Below are 21,417 nucleotides of genomic sequence, written 5' to 3' on the forward strand. Positions count from 1 at the left end.
GAGCAGGACCAGCCCCACCAGCAGCATCGGCACCCCGGCGACCACCGGCTCCGGGTGGCTGGTGGCCGCGTCCGGCGCCGGCGCAGCGGCGGCGGTACCGGGCGGCACCGGGCCGGGCACGGACGGCCCGGCCGGCGCCCCGGCCCGGCGGCGCAGCGCGACCACCACCACGAGGTCGAGCACGGCCACCCCGAGCAGGACCAGGGCCCATCCCCCGGCATCGGGGCGGGCCGACACCGCGGCCAGCGGCAGCACCGGCTGCGCGACGACGAGCGCCGCGAACCAGGGCACGGTCAACCGGCTGAGCCGGGCGTACCCTGCGGCGATCGCCGCGCCGGCCCCCCCGACCAGCGCGGCGTACCGGGTGCCCGGCCAGTCGGCCACGCCGAACAGGTCCACCGCCCAGGCGGCGTACCCGTCGAGGACCACCAGCAGCAGCCCCACCGCGGCGAAGGTCTCCGCGGTGCCCCGCAGCCCGCGCCGCGCCGCCACCAGCGGCGCGGCCAGCGCCAGCACGGTGAACGCGGCCAGGATCACCGCCCGCCCGGCGACCCCCACGGCGGCCCAGGCGACGGCGGTGAAGACCACCGCCGCGGTGCCGAGCAGCAGCCCGCCGAGGACGAACAGCAGCCCCTGCACCGTCCGCGCCGAGGTTTCCGGCCGTCCCGGCGTCGCCGGGACCGCTCGGGGCGTGGCCGGTGGCACCGCGGCGGCCGGCAACCGCACCTGCCCGGCCACCTCCGCCCGGACCCGGGCCGCCAGCTCCGCCCGCCGCCGCTGCGCCGCGAGCAGCCGGCCGGACAGCCCCTGGTACGCCTCGCGGGCCCGCTGCACCTCCGGGCCGAGCGCGTGGATCTCCGCATCCAGCCGGATCACCTCGGCGGCGAGCGGGTACGGCGGGCGGCCGCAGCCGGAACAGCCGCGGACGAGATCGGCGGGCGCGCCGCAGCCGGGGCAGGGATAGCCGGCGTTCTGCACCCGCTCATCCTCACGGCCGGATCGGCGCCCGCCCAGAGTGCGCGTACCTAGGTACGGGTGTTGTCGCGCACCCAGGCGGCGTACGCCGGGTCCCCGCACTCCACCCGGGACACCAGGATCTCCGGCACCTCGTACGGGTGGCCGGCGCGGATCCGGTCGACCAGCGCGGCCACCCGGTCGGGGACGGTCTTGAACTGCACCGACCACTCGGTGCCGGTCTCCACCCCGGACCGCCACCAGTAGGTGCTGTCGACCTGGCCGCCGACCTGCGCGCAGGCAGCCAGCCGCCCGGCGACCGCCTCGGCCGCCAGCGCGTCCGCGACCGCGCGCGCGTCCACCACCGTCGTGACCACGCAGATCTGTTCCATCAGCGCACCCTACGTGGGGGTGCCGCCCTGCCTGGCCGACCGGCTCAGACGCCGTCGCGGTTGGCGGCGATCCAGGTGTCGATCCGGCCCCACCAGTCGAAGAGCCAGTCGATGCGCTCCTGGCGCCCGGTCGGAATCTCCTCCGGCGGCACCGACCAGAAGCGCATCACGATCCGCTTGTCCATCGGCAGCTCCCGCCAGACGTCGGCGACGGTGAGCATCCGGTCCAGCCCGGTGTGCGCCACGAAGATCACTCCGGCGTCCGGGGCGGCGTCGAGCGCGGCGAGCAGTCCGCCGGGCTGCGGCGCGAGCACGTGCCGCATCCGCTCGGCGCGCAGCGCCATCCGCTCCAGCCCCAGCGCGCGGAGCCGGGCGATGGCCCGCAGCCGGCGGCCCGGCGTGAAGTTGCCGCCCTCCGGGAAGATCACGAACGCGTCGTCGTCGTCCAGGTCGGTGGCGAGCTGGCCGATCTGCCGGACCGCCGAGTCACGGCCGTCCACCCCGGGCGCGATGAACCGGTTGGGCAGCCGGTTGAGCAGCACGTCGATCGCCGGGTCCCACTGCAGGCTCTCCTTGAGCACGATCCGCGGCTCGCGCCGGAACCAGTTCACCAGCGCGTGGATCAGGATGAACGAGTCACCCGGCCCGGCGTGCCGGCAGAGCACCAGCTCCGGGCGGCCGGGCAACGCGGTGTCCGGGTCGGTGCCGACCATGTCGATGCTCAGCCGCAGCGTCCAGCGGGCCTGCCAGAAGAGCACCCGCAGGAAGCCGCCGGCCAGCGCGTAGTGGGCGCGCTGGAAGGCCGGTGAACGCTTGCGCAGCCCGAAGCCGGAGGCCACCCAGAGCACGAAGAGCGCGGCCAGCGCCGCCGCGTCCCAGACCAGGTAGACGCAGCCGATCCAGAGCAGCCGCAGCGGCCGCAGCCGGCCGGGCACGAAGGGCGACAGTGCCAGGCCGAGCAACGCCCAGACCGGCACGGTGGTCACCGTCACCAGGGCGAGCAGCACCACGCCGGGGGCCAGCAGCATCCGGCGTACCCACCGCGGCGGCAGCGGCATCAGCGGTCCAGCTGGGTCGCCAGGTAGTACCGGGAGGCGGTGTAGGCGCGGCTGATCCGCCGTCCCACCGCCGCCATGTCCCGGTACGCCCACGGACTGTCGTCCCGGGGTTCCAGCCCACCGGTCGGCAGCACGTGCACCTCGACCCCGTCGGGCAGCGCCGCCAGCTCCCGGGCGAACCGGTGCCGCCGGGCGATCTCGAACGCCACCTGGGCGATCTCCCAGGGCCGCCGGGGCGGCGTCAGCTCCCGTTCGATCCGGCCCACCTGGAGTACGAAGATCCGCCGCGCGCCCACCGCGACCGCCTCGCCGATCGGGATCGAGTTGACGATCCCGCCGTCCACGTAGTGCTGGTCGTCGATCCGGGCCGGCGGCAGCAGCCCCGGCACGGAGGCCGAGGCGAGCACGGCGGGCACCAGCGGGCCGCGGTCGAACCAGTGCTCGGCGGCCCGCTCGATGTTCGCCGCGCAGCAGCGGAACGGCACCTTCAGGTCGGCGAAGGTGGTCTGCGCGCCCAACTCCTTCTCCAGCAGCTTGCGCAGCGGCCGGGGCGAGTGCAGGTGGGTACGTGCGGCGAACCGGCGCAGCTGGCGGGCCACCGAGTCGCCGTACACCTCGCTCGCCTCGGGCGAGGCCCAGAGCCGGACCAGCCGGTCGGTGACCGCCTCGGACGGGTCGGCGGCGACCAGGGCGCCGTTGACCGCGCCGATCGAGGTGCCGAGCACCACGTCGGGGCGGATCCGGGCCCGGAACAGGGCGCGGAGCATGCCCACCTCGACCGCCCCGAGCACTCCCCCGCCGCCGAGCACGAACGCCACCGGACCCTGCGCCATGTGGTTCATCCTGGCACGGGCCCGCCGCCCGGCCTTGCCCAGCCGCTGGTCACCGCGGCCCGGCCGGTCCACCGTGGCAGTGTGCCAGCCGTCCATGGCGGAGGGTGACGATCGAATCGGACGGCCGTTGACACGGCGGACACATTCCCGCAACCTGATACCGCCCCCACCCCAGGCAGGTGCGATCACCGATGGCAGCGCTGCACGCCGGCAGGTTGCTGGCCCGCCGGTACCGGCTCGTCGACCAGATCGGCGCCGGTGGCATGTCGGTGATCTGGCGGGCCCGCGACGAGGTGCTCGACCGGCTGGTGGCGGTCAAGGTGCTCGCCCCCTCGCTGGCCGTGGACGCCCGCTTCCGGGACATGGTCCGCGAGGAGGCCCGCTCCGCCGCCCAGCTGGTCCACCCGCACGTGACCGCCGTGCACGACTACGGCGAGACGCTGGCCCCGGACGGCTCCATCACCTCGTTCGTGGTGATGGAGCTGCTCGCCGGGGAGGAGCTGGAGCACCGGCTCACCGAGGGGCCGCTGCCCTGGGCGGAGGCGGTCGAGGTGTGCGCCCAGGTGGCCGACGCCCTCGCGGCGGCGCACCGGCTCGGCATCGTGCACCGGGACATCACGCCGTCCAACGTGATGATGACCCGGGTCGGCGCGAAGGTGCTCGACTTCGGCATCGCCACCCACATCGGCGCTCCGGACGAGGACGAGGACGGCGGCACCTTCGGCACCCCCGCGTACGTGGCGCCGGAGCGGCTGGACGGGGCGCCGGCCCAGCCGGCCACCGACGTCTACGGCCTCGGCGTGCTGCTCCACGAGACGCTGACCGGCCGGGTGCCGTACCCGGCGGACACCTGGGAGCAGCTCGGCGCGGCGCTGGCCACGGCGGAACCGCCCACCCTGGACGGTGTGCCGGGGCTGCCGCCGGCGGTCGCCCGTACCTGCCTGCGCTGCCTGGCCCGCGAACCGCGGGACCGGCCCACCGCGCACCAGGTGGCCGCGGCGCTGCGGGACCAGCTGCTCCCCGGCGACCCGCAGGCGACCACCATGCTCGCGCCGACCGTGACCCTGCCCGCGCTGCCCGGCCCCGACGCCCCGGCCGGTCCGCCGTCGCGGCGGCGACCGCTGGCGGTGGTGGGCGCGCTGGTGGTGGTGACCACGGCCGCCGCGCTGCTCGCACCCACCCTGGCGCCGGAGTCGGCACCCCCGCCGGACGCCGGGCGGACCGGCGCCCCGGCGGTCGAGCCGGCGTTCCCGCCCGCCGTGCCGTCCGCGCTTCCGGCGCAGGAGCCGACCGCAGCGGCGACCGGCGCGCCGCCGTCACCGCAGAGGTCCACCCCGGACGGCGGGCAGGGCGCCGGTGGGCTCACCGAGGCCGCCGAGCGGCTGCGCCGGCTCATCGACGACGGGGTTCGCAGCGGTGACGTGCGCGCCGACGTCGGCACCGACCTGCGCAACGTGCTGGGCAACCTGACCCGGGCCGCCGCCGACGGGCGGTCCGACCTGGCCGAGCCGGTGGCCCTGCTGCGCGAGAAGGTCACCCGCCGGGTGGACGAGGGCGGCATCACCCCGGCGTACGCACGCCGGCTCGACGCGGCCATCGTGGACCTCGGCGCCACCCGGGTCTGACCTGCGGCCGGGTTCGGCGGCGTCCGGTCAGCGGGCGGTGATCGACGTCGGCTCCCGAGCCGGGGTGGTCGCGCCGGCGACCAGCAGCCGGTACACCGCCTCGTAGCCCTGCGCCATCCGGTCGGTGGAGAAGTGCCGCGCCACGTGCGCGACACACTCCGCCGGGTCGAGCCGGACCACCGCGCGCAGCGCCGCCGGCAGCTCCTCGGCGCGGTCCCGGATCAGCCCGGTCACCCCGTCCACCACCAGCTCCGGCACGGCCCCGCGCCGCAGCGCCACGACCGGCGTGCCGGTCGCCATCGCCTCCAGCATCACCATGCCGAATGGCTCCTCCCACTGGATCGGCATGATCAGGCAGCGGGCGTCCATCAGCAGCCGCAGGGTCGCCGGCCGGTCGGCGTTGAACACCACCTCGACGTCCTCGCCCAGCAGCGGCTCGACGACCTCGGTGAAGTAGCGCTGCTCGGCGGGCTCGTTGCACTTGCCGGCCAGGGTCAGCGGCAGGCCGGCCGCCCGGCAGGCGCGGATCGCCAGGTCCGGTCCCTTGTCCGGGCTGAACCGGGCCAGCCAGAGGACCGGGCCCCGCCCGGGGGCCGGCTTCTGCGGGAACTCCCGCACGTCCATCGCGTTGTGCACGGTACCCAGCCACGGCAGGGTCGGGTTCCATCGGCGCTGCGCGTGCGAGATGGCCACCAGCCCCACGCCCCGGTCGGTGTCGCCGAGCACGGCACCGTACTCCCCGACCGGGTTGCCGTGCACGGTGGCCACGGTCGGCACCGCCCGCCGGCCGGCGACCAGCGGACCGATGGTGGTGTGGTCGTGGACCAGGTCGAAGTCGTCCGCGGTGATCAGGTCGTTCACCCGGGCCAGGTGGGCCAGCTCCGGCAGTGCCTCACCGAGCCGGGCGTACTGGAGGTCCTCGACGGTGGAGACGAAGTCGCCGGCGGTGCCGTGGTGCCGGCCGGCCCCGAAGAGGGTCACCGCGTGGCCGTGCTCGACCAGCGCGTCCACCAGCCCGTGCACCACCTGCTCCAGCCCCCCGTAGCCCGGCGGCGGCACCGACAGCCACGGCGGCACCACCATCGCGATCCGCAGCGGCGGTTCGGGCCGGTTGTCCGACCGACGGTGGGTCACGGCAGGTCCTCCCCGGTGCTTCCGTTACCCGTGGGCGGGATCAGCGGCGGTTTCCCCGGCGTGACGGCGGTAAACGGACACCTCGCACGGGCCCGGCGGCGGTTCACCCGGTGACGACGAGCCGGTCGTCCACGGCCCGTACGCCCGGAGCCGACCAGGCGACCCGCTCCGCCTCGTCCCGCTCCCACCAGGAACGGACGGTGCCGCTCAGGATCACGGTGTCGCCGGCCAGCTCGACCGTGATCGCCTCGGTACCGGTCCGGCGGCGCAGCGCCCGGCGCAGGTCCCGGGCGGTCTGCTCGGCGCTGGAAGGACTCTGCGGCACCACCTCGATGAGGTTGGTGACCCCGCGTACGCCCCGCAGCCGGCGCAACTCCCGCTCGGCGGTACGCCGCTGGAAGCCGAACTCCACCTCGCCGCGCAGCATCAGCCAGCCGTTGGAGACCGTCACGTCCAGCCGCTCGGCGGGCACGAAGCTGTCCCACTCCAGCGCCCGTACGGCGGCGACGGCGAGGTCGGCGTCGTCCTGGCCGTCCAGGCCGGGCAGGCGTACCTCGACGTCGTCGGCGACCGCGCGCACGCCGCGTACCCGGTGCGCGCAGCGCTGCGCCGCCCACTTGCGGGCGAAACTGTCCGCCCGGCCGGTCAGGGTGACCACGCCGTCGGCGACGCTCACCCCGATCTCGTGCCGCTGGACCTGCGGGTCCCAGGCCAACTCGTCGAGCACGTCGCGCTGGATGTCCGGATCGGTGCGGGTGGCCGCTGCCGTGGTCATGGCGTCCCCTCCCGTGCGGTCGGCTCCTGGCGAGGATGCCGACGGGCCGGGTGAGCCCGGCTCACCCCACCGGGGTGAACCCCCGCGACGACGTGGTCGGGGCGGAAAAAGGGCGGCGGGTGACGGAGCCAACCCCCTTGGCTCCGCCACCCGCCGCCCCAGGAGGAGGCAGGTCTGGTGTTATGACGTCTCGGCGAGCGTGACGGTTGCCTTCGACTCGGCCCCGTTTCGCTTGTAGGTCACCTCGACCCGGTCGCCGACCTTGCCGGCCTGGACGGCGCCCACGAGGTCGTTGGAATCGTTGACCACCTTGTCGCCGAACCGGGTGATCACGTCGCCGCGCTGCAGGCCGGCCTTCTCGGCGGCGCTGCCCGGCACGACCGCGGCGACCAGCGCCCCGCCGTCCTCGGCGGCGTTGACGCTGACCCCGAGGGAGGGGTGGCTGACCTTCTCGCCGCGCTGGAGCTTCCCGGCGACGTCCTTGGCCTTGTTGCTGGGGATGGCGAAGCCGACCCCGATGTTGCCGCTGCTGCCCTGCCCGGCGGTGGCGATCGCGGTGTTGATGCCGATCACCTCGCCCCGGGTGTTGACCAGCGCGCCGCCCGAGTTGCCGGGGTTGATCGGCGCGTCGGTCTGCAGCAGCCCGGAGATCGAGCTGGCGCCCTGCTGCGGGTTCTGCTGCCCGTTCTCGCCGGCCTGGATGGTCCGGTCCCGGGCGCTGAGGATGCCGGCGGTGACCGAGCCCTGCAGGCCCAGCGGGCTACCCAGGGCGAGCACCTGGTCGCCGACCTGCATCCCGTCGCTGTCGCCGAACCGGGCGGCCTTCAGGTCGCTCACGCCGCTGGTCTTGACCACGGCCAGGTCCGTCTTCGGGTCGGTACCGACGATCTTGGCCTGGGCGGCCTTGCCGTCGGCGAAGACCACCCGGACGGTGTCGCCGGCGGCGGAGGCGATCACGTGGTTGTTGGTGAGCACGTAGCCGTCGGCGCTGAGGATCACGCCGGAGCCCTCGCCGTTGCCGGTGAGGATCGAGACCACGCTGTCCTGCACGGAGGCGGCGATCTTCGGCAGGTCGGCACTGTTGATCACCGGGGCGGCCGAGTAGGTGCGGGTGATGCCGCCGGAGTCGCCGTCCACCGCCAGGGCGAGCGCGCCACCGGCCACGCCGGAACCGAGCATCAGGGCGAAGACCGCCACGCCGGCGCCGATGAACTTGGCCACCTTCGAGGGGCGCGGACCGGCGGCCCAGGGCGGCACCGGCTGCCCGCCGTGCTGCGGCGGTACCGGCCCACCGGGGCCGCCCGGGTAGCCGGCCGCCCAGCCGGACTGCTGCCCGGGCTGCGCCGGCTGGTAGCCGGTCGCCGGGTACTGGCCGGGCGCCGGGTACGCCTGGTAGCCGGGGCGGTAGGCCTGGTCGCCCCCGGGCGCCCCACCGGCCGGGTACGGCGCGGCGGACGTCTGACCCGCGCCCGGGTACCCGCCGGAGACCTGGCCGGTGACCGGGTACCCGGCACCGGAGGGCTGGCCGGCGTACGGCGCGGCGGAGGTGTGACCGGCGGCGGCGTACGGCGCGGCGGAGGTCTGGGCGTCCGGCGCGGTGGCGGCGCTGGGCTGGGTCGGGGCGCCCGCCGGCTCCCCCGCGGTGCCGGCGACGTCGCCCGGGGTGGCCGGGCCGGGCTCGGTGGAGTCGGACTGCCCGCGCTCGACGCGGGACAGCTCGGCGGTGGGGTGCGACGGCTCCCCGTCGGGGGCGGTCGGCCGCCGCTGCGGGTCGGTCTCGAACTCGGTCATGGGTCCACCTTCTCCCTTCGCACTGGCACCAGCCTGGAACCCGCCTGAATGTTTTCTGAAAGTCAGTCCGCGTCGCCGCCGGCGTCCGGCAGCAGGGGCAGCAGGACCCGGAAGGTCGCCCCGCCGCCCGGGGTCTCGGTGACCTGCACGGTGCCGTGGTGGGCGGAGACCAGGGCCGCGACGATCGCCAGGCCCAGGCCGGTGCTGGTGATCCCGCTCGCCCGACGGGTCCGCGCCGCGTCGGCCCGGTAGAAGCGCTCGAAGACCCGCTCGGCCTGTTCCGGGGTGAGACCGGGGCCGGTGTCCGCCACCTCGACCACGGCCAGGTTCCCCGGCTCGGTACGCAGCCGCAGGGTCACCGAGGCGTCCGGCGGCGTGTGGGTCAGCGCGTTGGTCATCAGGTTGCCGATCACCTGCCGCAACCGGGCGTCGTCGCCGTGCACCACCAGCGGGCCCGAGCCGGGCTCGATGTCCAGCTCGATCCGCCGGTCGGGGGCGACGACCCGGGCCGCCTGCACCGCGTCGGACGCGAGCACCGGCAGCTCGACCGGGGCGAGCGAGAGGGGACGTTCCCGGTCCAGCCGGGCCAGCAGCAGCAGGTCCTCCACCAGCAACCCCATCCGGGCCGCCTCGTCCTCGATGCGGCGCAGCAGGTCGGCGGTCTGCTCCGGGGCGCGCGCCGCGCCCTGCCGGTACAGCTCGGCGAAGCCCCGGATGGTGGTCAGCGGGGTACGCAGCTCGTGCGAGGCGTCCGCGACGAACTGCCGCATCCGCTCCTCGGAGCGGCGGGCCCGCGCCTCGGAGGCCTGCGCCGCCTGTGCCGCGTCCCGGGCGCCGGCCTCGGCCGAGCGGGCCGCCGTCTCCGACGCCGCCCGGGCGGTGAAGGCGGCCTCAATCTGGGCCAGCATCGCGTTCAGGGCCCGGGAGAGCCGGCCCAGCTCGGAGGTGGCGCACTCCTGCCCGTCCTCGGGGTCGGGCACCCGCCGGCTGAGGTCGCCGCCGGCGATGGCGGCGGCGGTGCGCTCGATCTCCACCAGCGGCTTGAGGCTGGTCCGCACGATCGCCGCGCCGATCGAGGCGAGCAGGATCAGCACCGCCCCACCGACCAGGAGGTCTATCCAGACCAGCCGCTTGACGGCCAGGTCGACGTCGGTGAGGTGCTGCCCGACCGCCAGCACCCGGCCGTCCGGCAGCTCGCGGTAGAGCATCCGCCAGCGGTCGTGGCCGTCCTGAGCGCGGACGGTGCGCGGGTCGCCCTGCTTGGCGCGGAACCCGGCCACGTCGGCCGGGACCGGTGGCAGGTCCTTGAGTTCCAGGCTGCGGTCGTACCCGACGATCTTGCCGCCGTCGTCGTCGGCCAGCGCCACGACGTAGTCGGTGGGCAGCGTGGCCTGGGCCTGGCCCGCCTCCAGGTGAGGCAGCACCCGGCCGACCTGGACGCTGGCCGCCTGGAGCTCGCCGTCCACCTGGCCGACCAGGTAGTTGCGCAGGAAGTACGTGGTCAGCGAGCTGATCACGAGCAGCGCGGCGGCGACCAGCGCGAGTACCGACGCGACCAGCTTGATCCGCAGCGGGACGCTGCGCAGCCGGCCCTTCGCCTCGTGCAGGACGCTTCGCGACTGCGGTGCCCGCAGAACCGGCTCACTCGTCGTGCTCACGCTGCCGGCTTGCGCAGCACGTAGCCCACCCCGCGCAGGGTGTGGATCAGCCGGGGCTGCGTGTTGTCCACCTTGCGGCGCAGGTAGGAGATGTAGGACTCGACGATGTTGTCGTCGCCCCGGAAGTCGTAGTTCCAGACGTGGTCGAGGATCTGCGCCTTGCTGAGCACCCGGTTGGCGTTGAGCATCAGGTAGCGCAGCAGCTTGAACTCGGTCGGGGAGAGCTGCACCCGCTGGCCGGCCCGGTGCACCTCGTGGGTCTCCTCGTCCAGCTCCAGGTCGGCGAAGGTCAGCCGGGAGGGCGCGTGCTCCCCGGTGGCCGTGCGCCGCAGCACCGCGCGGATCCGGGCGGTCAGCTCCTCCAGGCTGAACGGCTTGGTGACGTAGTCGTCGCCGCCCAGGGTGAGCCCGCGGATCTTGTCGTCGGTCGCGTCCCGGGCCGTCAGGAACACCACCGGGGTACGGGTGCCGCCCTCGCGCAGCATCCGGATGACCTCGAAGCCGTCCAGGTCGGGCAGCATCACGTCGAGGACGACGAGATCGGGGCGGTGGTCCTTGGCCGTGGTCAGCGCCGCGCTGCCGCTGGTGGCGGTGGCCACGTCGAAGCCGGCGAAGCGCAGGCTGGCGGAGAGCAGTTCGAGGATGTTTGGATCGTCCTCGACGACGAGCAGTCGCGCCTCGGTCTGGGTAGCGGCCATGCTCGCCATCATCCGCGCCCCGGCTGCACCGGCGCTGGACGCTTCCTGAAAAGACCCTGTGAGCTGCTCAGCGCAGCAGCCGGCGCAGCCCGTCGAGGGCGCCGTCGAGGACCCGGATCGCGGTGCGCAGCTGGTTGTCGGAGAGCCGCTGCGCCCGGACCAGGCCGCCGACCTCCATGGTGAAGGCGGCCAGCCGCTGGTCGAACTCGGTGAGCAGCGGCGAGGCGGCGGGGGCGGGCGCCGGCGGCGGGACCGGCCGGTCCCAGCGGGTCTGCCGGGTCTGCCGGGCCGCCTCGCGCAGCTCGCGCTTGAGGTCCCGCACCGAGCCGCGCACCTCGGTCTGGATCTCCCCGGCGAGGGCGGAGAGGTCCTGCACCGAGGCGCTGATGTCGGCCTCCAGGGTGGTCAGCTCGGCGGCGCGCTGCCGCAGTTCCGCCCGGCCCGCCTCGGTGATCTCGTAGACCTTGCGACCGCCGGCCGCGGTGTGGGTGACCAGCCCCTCCACCTCCAGCCGTTGCAGCCGGGGATAGATGGTGCCGGCGCTGGGCGCGTACAGGCCGAGGAAGCGCTCCTCCAGCAGCCGGATCAGCTCGTAGCCGTGCTTCGGGCCACCGTCGAGCAGCTTGAGCAGGTAGAGCCGGAGCCGCCCGTGACTGAACACGGCGGTCACGGCAGCTCCTTCTCGTCGTCGTCTACCGGCCGGGCGAGCAGCGCGATGCTGCCCGACGTCGCGGAGGCCCAGAGCTTACCCTCGCCGGCGCCGAGGACGCCCTCGCTGTCGCGCACCGCAGCCAGCCCCCGGCTGGCCAGCACCTGGGGGAAGCCGCTGGTGATGCGTCCGGAGGTGGTGTGCAGCCGGACGGCGAGGTCGCTGTCCTCCCGGACCCGGACGGTGATGCTGCCGGAAATGGTGCTGAGCCGGATCTCGCTGCCGCGGGGGTTGTCGAAGTCGCAGGTGATCGCGCCGGAGACGGTGTGCGCGCGGACCTGGCCGGGGGCGCTGTCGGCCAGGATGACCTCGCCGGAGACGGTCTCCAGGGTGAGCTCGCCGGCCACCCCGAGCGCCTCCACCGGACCTGAGACGATCTTCGCCGCGGTGGCCCCGCGCAGCCCCATCAGGGTGATCTGGCCGGAGGTCACGTCGGCCCGGGTCCGCCCGCGCAGCCCCGAGGCGACCAGGGCGCCCTCCACCAGGTCGAGGGTGACCGGCACGTGGGCGGGGACCGCGACGGAGACGTCCACCCGGGGCCAGCGGGCCAGCGGTCCGACCCACCGGAGCACCTTCGACCAGCGGAACTTCCGCTCCTGGACGATGCTGAGCCGCCCGTCGCGGTGCATGACGTGGATCGGCCGCCCCTCGCCCCCGGCCTGGGTGATGTCCACCCGGGCCGGGCCGTCGGTGGCGACCACGGTGAGCCGGCCGCTGATCAGCCGCACGTCGAGCTCGGTGACCGGGTCGTCCAGCGTGAAGCGTCGCGGTTGCTCGACGGTCCAGTTGGCCATGGCGTCCTCCCCTCGACGCGCCCGGCCGACGGCCGGCGCTCAGGAGGAGAGCCTAACGCGATACATCGCGATAGGACAAGACTGTCGCGAGTTCGGCTGCGTCAGGCCGCCAGATCCAGCTTCCGTCCGCCGGTGACCGCACCGGACCCGGCCGGCGCAGGTCCGGCGGCCGGCCGCCGGCTCGCCACGACCGCCAGGAGCGGACCCGGACCGGCCGGCGCGGCCACCGGACGGGATGCGGCGGACCGGACCGGCACCAGATGGACCGCCGACTCGGCCGCCCGGGCCAGCGCCCGCCGGTCCGCGCCGGGTGCCGGATGCAGCGCCGCCGCCACCCGTACGGTGACCACCAGGTCGCGGGCGGCGAGCACCCGGCGTACCGAACGCCAGAGGGTGTCGTCGCCGAGGAAGGCGGCCGCCGTGGTGACCTCCCCGGTGGCGGCGCAGCGGTAGCCGACCCGCAGCGGCACCACCGGCACCTGCGCGTCGATCGCCGCCTGGAACACGGCCGGCCGGAACCCCCGCCCCGGCCGGCAGTCGCCGGCGGTCGCGGTGCCGCACCAGGTCGTACCCTCCGGAAAGACCGCGACCGGGTCACCGGCCCGCAACGCCCCGGCGATGCGGGCCACCGTCGCGGGCAGGTCCCGGGGCCGGGACCGGTCGACGAAGAGCGCACCGCCGGCGCGGGCCAGCACCCCGACCAGCGGCCAGGCCCGCACCTCCCGCTTGGCCAGCATCCGGGCCGGCGCGACGGTGAGCACCGCCAGCACGTCCAGCCAGGAGACGTGGTTGGCGACCAGCAGCGCCCGCCGGCGCGGCGGCCGGCCCCGCACCTCCAGCCGGACCCCGAGGGCGCGCGCCGTCGCCCGGGCCCACCTCCGGAGCGCGGTCGCCCGCGACGTCGCCGGCAGCACCGGCAGCAGCCCGGCCAGGCCGGCCCCGACCAGCAGCATCCCGAGTACGCCGAGCAGCCGGGCCGCCTGCCGGGAGACGGGTACGGCGGGCACCTGACCCGGCACCGGCAGGCAGTCCGGGCCGCAGCCGGAGGTCGGCCGCCACAGCTCGGCGCTCACTGCTGCCCCCCGCCGAGGAAGTGCCGCAGGTAGCGCGGGTTCATCCGGTCCAGGGAGAAGAGCACGTAGAAGTCGGCCACCCCGAAGTCCGGGTCGTACGCCGGCTCCCCGGCGATCCAGGCGCCCAGCCGCAGGTAGCCGCGGAGCAGCGGCGGGACCAGCGCCTGCCCGGCGACGCCGCCCTCGGCGGTGTCCGGCGGCACCGCCACCGGCTCGGCGAACCACGGGCGCAGCGGGCGGACCCGCAGCAGCGGCGGGGCCAGGTGCCGGGCGCGCACCCGGGCCCACACCTCGGCGGCAGCCCGGCCCCCGTCGCCCACCGGGACCGAGGCGCAGCCGCCCAGCCAGCGGGAGCCGCGCAGGTGCAGGTAGCGGGTGATGCCCGCCCACATCAGGTTGATCACCGCACCCGAGCGGTGGTCGGGGTGGACGCAGGAGCGGCCGGCCTCCACCAGCACGTCGCGCAGCGGGTCCAGGGCGGTCAGGTCGAACTCGCCCTCGGCGTACCGGCGGTCGGTGCGCCCCGGCGGCAGCAGCCGGTACGTGCCGACCACCGTCCCGGTGCGCTCCTCGCGCACGATCAGGTGGTCGCAGTGGGTGTCGAGGTCGTCGACGTCCAGTCCGGCCCCGCCGGGGCGCAGCGTCGCGCCGAGTTCGGTGGCGAAGACCTCGTGGCGCAGTCGTTGCGCGGCCGCGACCTGGGTCGGGTCGTCGGCGATCAGCAGGGTGTATCCGCTGGTCGTCAGGGGTGCGCCAGCGGCGTGCAGAACGGCCATGGGACCTGTGTAGGTGCCCGGGGTTGCCGGTCGCCCCGGCGAAGGATGTCGATCCGGTGAACGCCGGCCGGCGGTCGGCTGCGCACCCGCCGACCCGGTGGGCTCCCGGCCGTCCGCCGGGGCCGGCGTGCGAGGCTGCCCCGGCGGATCCCGGCGACGGCGCCGGGCACGACGGAGGTGCGTCGATGATCATCGAGTCCCGGTTCAACGGGCCGCCCGGGTCGGGCAACGGCGGCTGGAGCGCCGGCGTCTTCGCCGAGGCGTACGGGGGTGACCGGCCGGTCGAGGTGACGCTGCGCCGCCCGCCACCGCTGGAGACCCCGCTGACCCTGGCCGACGGCGACGTCCTCGACCCGGACGGGCAGCTCGTCGCCCAGGTGCGCCCGGCCGGCGACCCGCCCCCGGCGGTCGCCCCGGTGGACCCGGCCACGGCGGCGGCCGCCTCGGCGGCGTACCCCGGACTGCGCGACCACCCCTTCCCCGGCTGCTACGTCTGCGGCCCGGACCGCCCGGACGGCCTGCGGATCTTCCCTGGCCGGTTGCCGGACGGGCGGACCGCCGCACCGTTCCGCGCGCCGCAGCGGGTGGTGGCCGCGACCGTCTGGGCGGCGCTGGACTGCCCCGGCGGCTGGGCGGTCATCGCCCCGGGCCGCCCGTACGTCCTCGGCCGGGTGGCCGCGGTCGTCGACGCGCTGCCCCGGCCCGGCGACGCGTGCGTGGTGACCGGCGAACTGGTCGCCGGCGAGGGACGCAAGGCGGTGGTGCACACCAGCCTGTACGGCCCGAGCGGCGCGCTGCTCGGCCGGGCCCGGGCCACCTGGATCGCGCTGCCCCCGCCACCGGCGTCTCGTCCCTGAGGACGAGCGCCTCCTGCGTGAGGTGGAGCCGGGTCTACGGCCCGTGCCTGATTGACCTGCTTGCGCGCGCTTGCCAGGCTGTGGCCCGGCGCTCACCGCAACGGCGCCGCACATCGCGGCGCGTGACGCGCCGCCGCACGGGAGGAGCACGATGTCCGACGGGCAGTGGAGCCCCAGCACCGGGACGGGCCAGATCGTGGTGTCCGGACTGACGAAGCACTACAAGAACGTCCGGGCGGTGGACAACCTGTCCTTCACCGTCGAACCGGGGCGGGTGACCGGCTTCCTCGGCCCGAACGGCGCCGGCAAGACCACCACGCTGCGCATGCTGCTGAACCTGGTCACCCCGACCAGCGGCGACGCCACCGTGGACGGCGTCCGCTACGCCGACCTGACCGACCCGCTGCGGCACGTGGGCGCGGTGCTGGAGGCGTCCAGCGCCCACAAGGGCCGGACCGGCCTCAACCACCTGCGGGTGATCTGCGCGGCGGCCGGGCTGCCCCGGCGGCGCGCCGACGAGGCGCTGGCCCTGGTCGGCCTGACCCCGGCCGCCCGGCGCAAGTTCAAGGGCTACTCGCTGGGCATGAAGCAGCGGCTCGGCATCGCCGCCGCGATGCTCGGTGACCCCCGGGTGCTGATCCTGGACGAGCCGGCCAACGGGCTGGACCCGGAGGGCATCCGGTGGATGCGCGGGTTCCTCAAGAGCCTGGCCCAGGAGGGCCGCACCGTGCTGGTCTCCAGCCACCTGCTCTCGGAGATGCAGCTGCTCGCCGACGACGTGGTGATCATCGCCGCCGGCCAGCTGGTCCGGCAGGGGCCGGTGGAGCAGGTGATCGGCTCGATGGCCCAGGGCGTCCGGGTGCGGGTGCGCACCCCGCAGGCCGACGAGCTGGTCGCCGCGCTGAAGGCGCAGTCGGCCACCGTCACGCCGGACGAGCACGGCGTCCTGCTGGTGGACGGGGCGGACGCCCCGACGGTCGGCCGGGTCGCCCTGGCCGCCGGGGTGGAACTGCACGAACTCACCACGGAACGGCCCGACCTGGAACGGGTCTTCCTGGAGCTGACGGCCGGAAAGGCGGGCATCCGATGAACCTGGTCCGATCCGAGCTGCTCAAGATCCGTACCACCAACACCTGGTGGCTGTTCGGCCTCGGCGCGCTGGTCACCCTGATCCTGGCGTTCCTGCTCAACGCCGTGAACGCGGACATGAGCCTGAGCGGTCCGCAGGAGGTGGAGGGCCTGCCGCCGGAGCAGGCCGAGCAGGTCCTGGCCTCGGCCAACGAGGTCTACCAGGCGGCGAACCTGTTCACCTCGGGACAGTACTTCGGGCTGCTGTTCGTGCTGCTGCTCGGCATCATCGTGGTGACGAACGAGTTCCACCACCAGACCGCGACGACCACCTTCCTCACCACTCCACACCGGACGGTGGTGGTCACCGCCAAGCTGGTCACCGCGGCGCTGCTCGGCGCCTTCTTCTGGCTGGTCACCACGGTGCTGACCGTGCCGGCGACGCTGATCTTCTTCGCGGCCAACGGGTGGGACGCGCACCTGGGCGACTGGGACGTCACCCGGGCGATCCTGCTCAACCTGCTGGCGTACGTGCTGTGGGGCGTCCTCGGCGTCGGCTTCGGCGTGCTGATCCGCAGCCAGATCGGAGCGACCATCACCGCGGTGGTGCTCTACCTGGTCGGCACGACCGCGGCGACGCTGGTCTTCTTCCTGCTCCAGCAGTGGCTGGAGCAGGACTGGATCAGCAAGCTGGCGGTGATCGTGCCGTCCACCGCGTCGCAGCTGATGATCAGCGGCACGGAGCTGCCGGGCAACCCGCCGCAGTGGGTGGGCGCGGTGGTGCTGATCGCGTACGCCGTGGTGACCTCGGCGGCCGGCAGCCTCATCATGCGGCGCCGCGACATCGCCTGACCCGGATGGGCCGACGGCCCCGGGCGGTGACGATCACGTCACTGTCCGGGGCCGTCCCGTTTAGCAGGAGTCGGCGCGACACGCAGCGTTTGCTGAACTTCTGGCATCTTCTGTGAAACGGGCCACCCGTCGGAGGCGGAAATGCCTGCGGCATTCGTACGGCGTAGCCTGGGAGCCGTCTCCCGTCCGCTCGTTACGGGCACGGGTGCCAACCGCGTGACATACGAACCCGCGTGAAAGAGGCGATTACCGGCCGTGTCGACCCAGCAGACTTCGCAGGAGAACCCACTGGCGGGTTTCGGCCCCAACGAGTGGATCGTCGAGGAGATGTACCAGCGCTACCTCGCCGACCCGTCGAGCGTCGACCCGGCCTGGCACGACTTCTTCGCCGACTACCGGCCCGCCCCGGGGGCCGCGACGCCGCGCCCCGCGGAGGAGAAGACCCAGGCCAAGCCCGCCCCCGCCGAGCCGGCCGGGCAGCAGGAGGCCGCCGCGACCGTGACGCAGCCGGCCGCGCCGGCCAAGCCGGCCGCCAAGGCCCCGGCCGCCAAGGCCGCGCCCGCCAAGCCGGCGCCCGCCAAGGCCGCCCCGGCCAAGCCGGCCGCCAAGGCCCCGACCGCGAGCGCCGCGGGCACCACCCCGCTGCGCGGCGTGGCCGCCAAGATCGTGCAGAACATGGACGCCTCGCTGGCCGTGCCGACCGCGACCAGCGTGCGCGCGGTCCCGGCCAAGCTGCTGGTCGACAACCGCATCGTGATCAACAACCACCTCGCCCGCGGGCGCGGCGGCAAGGTGAGCTTCACCCACCTGATCGGGTACGCGCTGGTCCGGGCGCTGGTCGAGCACCCGGAGATGAACAACTCCTTCGCCGAGGTCGACGGCAAGCCGGCGGTGGTCCGCCCGGAGCACGTCAACCTGGGCATCGCCATCGACCTGGCCAAGCCGGACGGCTCCCGCAACCTGGTGGTGCCCTCCATCAAGGCCTGCGAGCAGATGGACTTCCGGCAGTTCTGGCAGGCGTACGAGGACGTCGTCCGGCGCGCCCGCCGCAACGAGCTGACCATGGAGGACTACGCCGGCACCACCATCTCGCTGACCAACCCGGGCGGCATCGGCACGGTGCACTCGATCCCCCGGCTGATGCAGGGCCAGAGCGCCATCATCGGCGTGGGCGCGATGGAGTACCCGGCGCCGTACCAGGGCATGAGCGAGGCCACCCTGGCCGAGTTGGCGGTCAGCAAGATCATCACGCTGACCAGCACGTACGACCACCGGATCATCCAGGGCGCGCAGTCCGGCGAGTTCCTCAAGGTGATGCACGAGCTGCTGCTCGGCGAGCGCGGCTTCTACGACCAGATCTTCACCTCGCTGCGCATCCCCTACGAGCCGGTGCGCTGGATGCGGGACGTCGCGGTCGACTCCGAGGGCCAGATCAACAAGACCGCGCGGGTGCACGAGCTGATCCACGCTTACCGGGTGCGCGGCCACCTGATGGCCGACACCGACCCGCTGGAGTTCAAGATCCGGAAGCACCCGGACCTGGACGTCCTCCAGCACGGGCTGACCCTGTGGGACCTCGACCGGGTCTTCCCGGTCAACGGCTTCGCCGGCCGGCAGCGGATGAAGCTGCGCGAGATCCTCGGCGTGCTGCGCGACTCGTACTGCCGCCGGGTCGGCATCGAGTACATGCACATCCAGGACCCGGAGGAGCGGCGCTGGATCCAGGAGCGGATCGAGCGCCGGTACGAGAAGCCGTCGGCCGACGAGCAGAAGCACGTGCTCAACCGGCTCAACGCCGCCGAGGCCTTCGAGACCTTCCTGCAGACCAAGTACGTCGGGCAGAAGCGCTTCTCGCTGGAGGGCGGCGAGTCGCTGATCCCGCTGCTCGGTGAGGTGCTGGAGGCCTCCGCCGAGGGCGGGCTGGACGAGGTCGTCATCGGCATGGCCCACCGCGGCCGGCTCAACGTGCTGGCCAACATCGTCGGCAAGCCGTACGAGAAGATCTTCTCCGAGTTCGAGGGCCACCTGGACCCGCGCTCGACCCAGGGCTCCGGCGACGTGAAGTACCACCTGGGCCAGAACGGCAAGTTCACCACCCCGGACGGCGACCACGCGGTCAAGGTCTCGGTGGTGGCGAACCCGTCGCACCTGGAGGCCGTGGACCCGGTGCTGGAGGGCATCGTCCGGGCCAAGCAGGACCGGATCGACCTCAAGCTGGAGGGCTACACCGTGCTGCCGCTGGCGGTGCACGGTGACGCCGCCTTCGCCGGCCAGGGCGTGGTGGCCGAGACGCTCAACCTCTCCCAGTTGCGTGGCTACCGCACCGGCGGCACCGTGCACGTGGTGGTCAACAACCAGGTCGGCTTCACCACCGCCCCGGAGTACTCGCGGTCCAGCCTCTACAGCACCGACGTGGCCCGGATGATCCAGGCGCCGATCTTCCACGTCAACGGCGACGACCCCGAGGCCGTGGTCCGGGTCGCGCGACTGGCCTTCGAGTACCGGCAGGCGTTCAACAAGGACGTCGTGATCGACCTGGTCTGCTACCGCCGGCGCGGGCACAACGAGGGCGACGACCCCTCGATGTCCAACCCGGAGATGTACAAGATCATCGACTCGAAGCGCTCGGTCCGCAAGCTCTACACCGAGGAGCTGATCGGGCGGGGTGACATCACCGTGGAGGACGCGGAGGAGCTGCTGCGCGACTACCAGGGGCAGCTGGAGCGGGTCTTCAAGGCCACCCGCGACGCCGCCACCACCCCGCGCCAGCTGTCCCGGCCCCGCCGCGAGGAGGAGCCGGAGCCGCAGGTGGAGACCGCCACCGACGCCGCGGTGGTCAAGGCGATCGGTGAGGCGCACGTCACCCTCCCCGAGGGCTTCACCCCGCACAAGCGGATCCAGCAGCTGCTCGACCGGCGGGCGAAGATGTCCGTCGAGGGCAACATCGACTGGGGCTACGGCGAGATCATCGCGTTCGGCTCGCTGCTGCACGACGGGGTCACCGTCCGGCTCGCCGGCCAGGACTCCCGCCGCGGCACCTTCGTACAGCGGCACGCCTCGGTGGTCGACGCCAAGACCGGCGACGACTACCTGCCGCTGCAGACGCTCACCGGCGACGGCGAGCGGTCCCGGTTCTTCGTGCACGACTCGCTGCTCTCCGAGTACGCCGCGATGGGCTTCGAGTACGGCTACTCGGTGGAGAACGTCAACGCGCTGGTCTGCTGGGAGGCCCAGTTCGGTGACTTCGTCAACGGCGCCCAGTCGGTGATCGACGAGTTCATCTCCTCCGGCGAGGTGAAGTGGGGTCAGCGCTCGGCGGTCACCCTGCTGCTGCCGCACGGCCACGAGGGCCAGGGCCCGGACCACACCTCCGGCCGCCCGGAGCGGTTCCTCCAGCTCTGCGCGGAGGACAACATGCGGGTGTCCATCCCGACGACCCCGGCGAACTACTTCCACCTGCTGCGCCGCCAGGCCCTGTCGCCGAAGCGCAAGCCGCTGGTGGTGTTCACGCCGAAGTCGCTGCTGCGGCACAAGCTCTGCGTCTCCCCGGTGGAGGACTTCACCACCGGCACCTTCCAGCCGGTGCTGGCCGACACCGCCGCCCCGGCTCCGGAGCAGGTGAAGCGGGTGCTGCTCTGCTCGGGCAAGGTCTACTACGACCTGTTCCAGGCCCGGGCCGAGCGCGGGGTCACCGACACCGCGATCATCCGGATCGAGCAGCTCTACCCGATGCCGGTCGAGGAGATCCGGGCCGCGCTGGCGCAGTACCCGAACGCCGAGGACTTCGCCTGGGTGCAGGAGGAGCCGGCCAACCAGGGCGCCTGGTCCTTCGTCGCGCTCAACCTGCTGGAGCACCTGGACGACGTCCGGCTGCGGCGGATCTCCCGCCCGGCCGCGGCGGCCCCGGCGGTCGGCTCGGCCAAGATGCACGAGGTCGAGCAGACCGCGCTGATCGAGGCGGCCCTGCCCCGCCCGTGACCTGACCGCACCGCCGAGACCCGGGGCAGCGCCGTCCGCGTGACGGCACTGCCCCGGTCCCGTCGGCGGCCGACCTCAAGGACGTACGGATGTACTTCACCGACCGTGGCATCGAGGAGCTCGTCGAGCGCCGGGCCGACGAGCAGATCAGCATCGAGTGGCTCGCCGAGCGCCTCCGCGACTTCGTCGACCTCAACCCCGAGTTCGAGACCCCCATCGAACGCCTCGCCACCTACCTCGCCCGCCTCGACGACGAAGACGACGAGTAACCCCTCCCTCCCCCCAGTCGTCCCACCCCGGTGATCATGAAGTTGGCGGCGGTGGTCGTGGTGGGCAGCGACTTCGCCGACGGCGGCGACGGCGCGGGCCCCCGCGAGCTGGCCTTCAACGCC

At 74.1% G+C, this 21,417-nt stretch carries 17 protein-coding genes and 3 pseudogenes; 6 read left to right on the forward strand and 14 right to left on the reverse strand.

Annotation, left to right across the window (positions count from 1 at the left end; genetic code table 11):
- The 4 genes and pseudogenes from ACSNN7_RS23970 to ACSNN7_RS23985 form a co-directional block, all read right to left on the reverse strand.
- Positions 1–978 (reverse strand): annotated as a pseudogene (locus tag ACSNN7_RS23970) (SCO7613 C-terminal domain-containing membrane protein); the annotation flags it as partial.
- Positions 979–1,025: 47 nt separating this feature from the next.
- Positions 1,026–1,346, reverse strand: a complete 321-nt coding sequence (gene cutA, locus ACSNN7_RS23975; RefSeq protein ID WP_436683189.1) for a divalent-cation tolerance protein CutA — start codon at positions 1,344–1,346, stop codon at positions 1,026–1,028.
- A gap of 44 nt (positions 1,347–1,390) precedes the next feature.
- Positions 1,391–2,404 (reverse strand): 1-acyl-sn-glycerol-3-phosphate acyltransferase, encoded by a 1,014-nt coding sequence (locus ACSNN7_RS23980; protein ID WP_436683190.1) that lies wholly within the window; start codon positions 2,402–2,404, stop codon positions 1,391–1,393.
- Entirely contained in the window at positions 2,404–3,237 is an 834-nt protein-coding gene (locus ACSNN7_RS23985; RefSeq protein WP_436683191.1) for a patatin-like phospholipase family protein, read from the reverse strand. Before ACSNN7_RS23985 ends, ACSNN7_RS23980 begins: the two co-directional genes overlap by 1 nt.
- A gap of 191 nt (positions 3,238–3,428) precedes the next feature.
- Between ACSNN7_RS23985 and ACSNN7_RS23990 the strand changes: the two genes are divergently transcribed.
- Positions 3,429–4,862: a protein kinase domain-containing protein gene (locus ACSNN7_RS23990; RefSeq protein WP_436683192.1), complete on the forward strand. Its 1,434-nt coding sequence runs from the start codon at positions 3,429–3,431 to the stop codon at positions 4,860–4,862.
- Between the two features lie 27 nt (positions 4,863–4,889).
- On the opposite strand, the gene ACSNN7_RS23995 is transcribed toward ACSNN7_RS23990, so the two are convergent.
- The 10 genes and pseudogenes from ACSNN7_RS23995 to ACSNN7_RS24040 form a co-directional block, all read right to left on the reverse strand.
- The gene (locus tag ACSNN7_RS23995; protein ID WP_436683204.1) at positions 4,890–5,945 is read right to left on the reverse strand and encodes a glycosyltransferase family 4 protein; all 1,056 of its coding nucleotides are present in this window, start codon (positions 5,943–5,945) and stop codon (positions 4,890–4,892) included.
- Positions 5,946–6,099: 154 nt separating this feature from the next.
- Entirely contained in the window at positions 6,100–6,771 is a 672-nt protein-coding gene (locus ACSNN7_RS24000; protein ID WP_436683193.1) for a BON domain-containing protein, read from the reverse strand.
- Positions 6,772–6,951: 180 nt separating this feature from the next.
- Positions 6,952–8,562 carry a trypsin-like peptidase domain-containing protein gene (locus ACSNN7_RS24005; RefSeq protein ID WP_436683194.1) on the reverse strand — a complete coding sequence of 537 codons (1,611 nt, stop codon included), beginning with the start codon at positions 8,560–8,562 and terminating at the stop codon, positions 6,952–6,954.
- A gap of 62 nt (positions 8,563–8,624) precedes the next feature.
- Positions 8,625–9,950: pseudogene (locus tag ACSNN7_RS24010) on the reverse strand (HAMP domain-containing sensor histidine kinase); the annotation flags it as partial.
- Between the two features lie 62 nt (positions 9,951–10,012).
- A pseudogene (locus ACSNN7_RS24015) lies at positions 10,013–10,169 on the reverse strand (two-component sensor histidine kinase); the annotation flags it as partial.
- A 47-nt stretch (positions 10,170–10,216) separates the two neighbouring features.
- Positions 10,217–10,918, reverse strand: a complete 702-nt coding sequence (locus tag ACSNN7_RS24020) for a response regulator transcription factor (protein ID WP_436683195.1) — start codon at positions 10,916–10,918, stop codon at positions 10,217–10,219.
- 67 nt (positions 10,919–10,985) lie between these two features.
- Positions 10,986–11,588 carry a PadR family transcriptional regulator gene (locus ACSNN7_RS24025; protein WP_436683196.1) on the reverse strand — a complete coding sequence of 201 codons (603 nt, stop codon included), beginning with the start codon at positions 11,586–11,588 and terminating at the stop codon, positions 10,986–10,988.
- Positions 11,585–12,421, reverse strand: coding sequence for a DUF4097 family beta strand repeat-containing protein (locus ACSNN7_RS24030; RefSeq protein WP_436683197.1), 837 nt, complete (start codon positions 12,419–12,421; stop codon positions 11,585–11,587). Before ACSNN7_RS24030 ends, ACSNN7_RS24025 begins: the two co-directional genes overlap by 4 nt.
- 101 nt (positions 12,422–12,522) lie before the next feature.
- Complete coding sequence (locus ACSNN7_RS24035) at positions 12,523–13,494, reverse strand: lysophospholipid acyltransferase family protein (protein WP_436683198.1); 972 nt, start codon at positions 13,492–13,494, stop codon at positions 12,523–12,525.
- Complete coding sequence (locus ACSNN7_RS24040; RefSeq protein WP_436683199.1) at positions 13,491–14,270, reverse strand: GNAT family N-acetyltransferase; 780 nt, start codon at positions 14,268–14,270, stop codon at positions 13,491–13,493. Before ACSNN7_RS24040 ends, ACSNN7_RS24035 begins: the two co-directional genes overlap by 4 nt.
- Before the next feature lie 185 nt (positions 14,271–14,455).
- On the opposite strand from ACSNN7_RS24040, the gene ACSNN7_RS24045 reads away from it, so the two are divergent.
- The 5 genes from ACSNN7_RS24045 to ACSNN7_RS24065 all read left to right on the forward strand — a co-directional run bounded on the left by ACSNN7_RS24045 (position 14,456) and on the right by ACSNN7_RS24065 (position 21,294).
- Positions 14,456–15,127, forward strand: coding sequence for a hypothetical protein (locus tag ACSNN7_RS24045; protein WP_436683200.1), 672 nt, complete (start codon positions 14,456–14,458; stop codon positions 15,125–15,127).
- Between the two features lie 151 nt (positions 15,128–15,278).
- Entirely contained in the window at positions 15,279–16,217 is a 939-nt protein-coding gene (locus tag ACSNN7_RS24050) for an ATP-binding cassette domain-containing protein (RefSeq protein WP_436683201.1), read from the forward strand.
- Positions 16,214–17,047 (forward strand): ABC transporter permease subunit, encoded by an 834-nt coding sequence (locus ACSNN7_RS24055; protein WP_436683202.1) that lies wholly within the window; start codon positions 16,214–16,216, stop codon positions 17,045–17,047. Before ACSNN7_RS24050 ends, ACSNN7_RS24055 begins: the two co-directional genes overlap by 4 nt.
- Positions 17,048–17,302: 255 nt before the next feature.
- Entirely contained in the window at positions 17,303–21,025 is a 3,723-nt protein-coding gene (locus ACSNN7_RS24060) for a multifunctional oxoglutarate decarboxylase/oxoglutarate dehydrogenase thiamine pyrophosphate-binding subunit/dihydrolipoyllysine-residue succinyltransferase subunit (protein WP_436683203.1), read from the forward strand.
- An 89-nt stretch (positions 21,026–21,114) separates the two neighbouring features.
- Complete coding sequence (locus ACSNN7_RS24065; protein ID WP_334449077.1) at positions 21,115–21,294, forward strand: DUF6104 family protein; 180 nt, start codon at positions 21,115–21,117, stop codon at positions 21,292–21,294.
- Positions 21,295–21,417 lie beyond the last annotated feature (123 nt).

This window comes from Micromonospora sp. URMC 105, assembly GCF_051386295.1.
Lineage (GTDB): Bacteria > Actinomycetota > Actinomycetes > Mycobacteriales > Micromonosporaceae > Micromonospora.

Bases quoted from the DNA above. Each gene is read 5' to 3' on its own strand.
- ACSNN7_RS23985 (WP_436683191.1), bottom strand. From the start codon at position 3,237: ATGGCGCAGGGTCCGGTGGCGTTCGTGCTCGGCGGCGGGGGAGTGCTC.
- ACSNN7_RS24040 (WP_436683199.1), bottom strand. From the start codon at position 14,270: ATGGCCGTTCTGCACGCCGCTGGCGCACCCCTGACGACCAGCGGATAC.
- ACSNN7_RS23980 (WP_436683190.1), bottom strand. From the start codon at position 2,404: ATGCCGCTGCCGCCGCGGTGGGTACGCCGGATGCTGCTGGCCCCCGGC.
- ACSNN7_RS23990 (WP_436683192.1), top strand. From the start codon at position 3,429: ATGGCAGCGCTGCACGCCGGCAGGTTGCTGGCCCGCCGGTACCGGCTC.
- ACSNN7_RS24020 (WP_436683195.1), bottom strand. From the start codon at position 10,918: ATGGCCGCTACCCAGACCGAGGCGCGACTGCTCGTCGTCGAGGACGAT.
- ACSNN7_RS24030 (WP_436683197.1), bottom strand. From the start codon at position 12,421: ATGGCCAACTGGACCGTCGAGCAACCGCGACGCTTCACGCTGGACGAC.
- ACSNN7_RS24045 (WP_436683200.1), top strand. From the start codon at position 14,456: ATGATCATCGAGTCCCGGTTCAACGGGCCGCCCGGGTCGGGCAACGGC.
- ACSNN7_RS24005 (WP_436683194.1), bottom strand. From the start codon at position 8,562: ATGACCGAGTTCGAGACCGACCCGCAGCGGCGGCCGACCGCCCCCGAC.
- ACSNN7_RS23995 (WP_436683204.1), bottom strand. From the start codon at position 5,945: ATGGTGGTGCCGCCGTGGCTGTCGGTGCCGCCGCCGGGCTACGGGGGG.
- cutA (WP_436683189.1), bottom strand. From the start codon at position 1,346: ATGGAACAGATCTGCGTGGTCACGACGGTGGTGGACGCGCGCGCGGTC.
- ACSNN7_RS24000 (WP_436683193.1), bottom strand. From the start codon at position 6,771: ATGACCACGGCAGCGGCCACCCGCACCGATCCGGACATCCAGCGCGAC.
- ACSNN7_RS24065 (WP_334449077.1), top strand. From the start codon at position 21,115: ATGTACTTCACCGACCGTGGCATCGAGGAGCTCGTCGAGCGCCGGGCC.
- ACSNN7_RS24055 (WP_436683202.1), top strand. From the start codon at position 16,214: ATGAACCTGGTCCGATCCGAGCTGCTCAAGATCCGTACCACCAACACC.
- ACSNN7_RS24050 (WP_436683201.1), top strand. From the start codon at position 15,279: ATGTCCGACGGGCAGTGGAGCCCCAGCACCGGGACGGGCCAGATCGTG.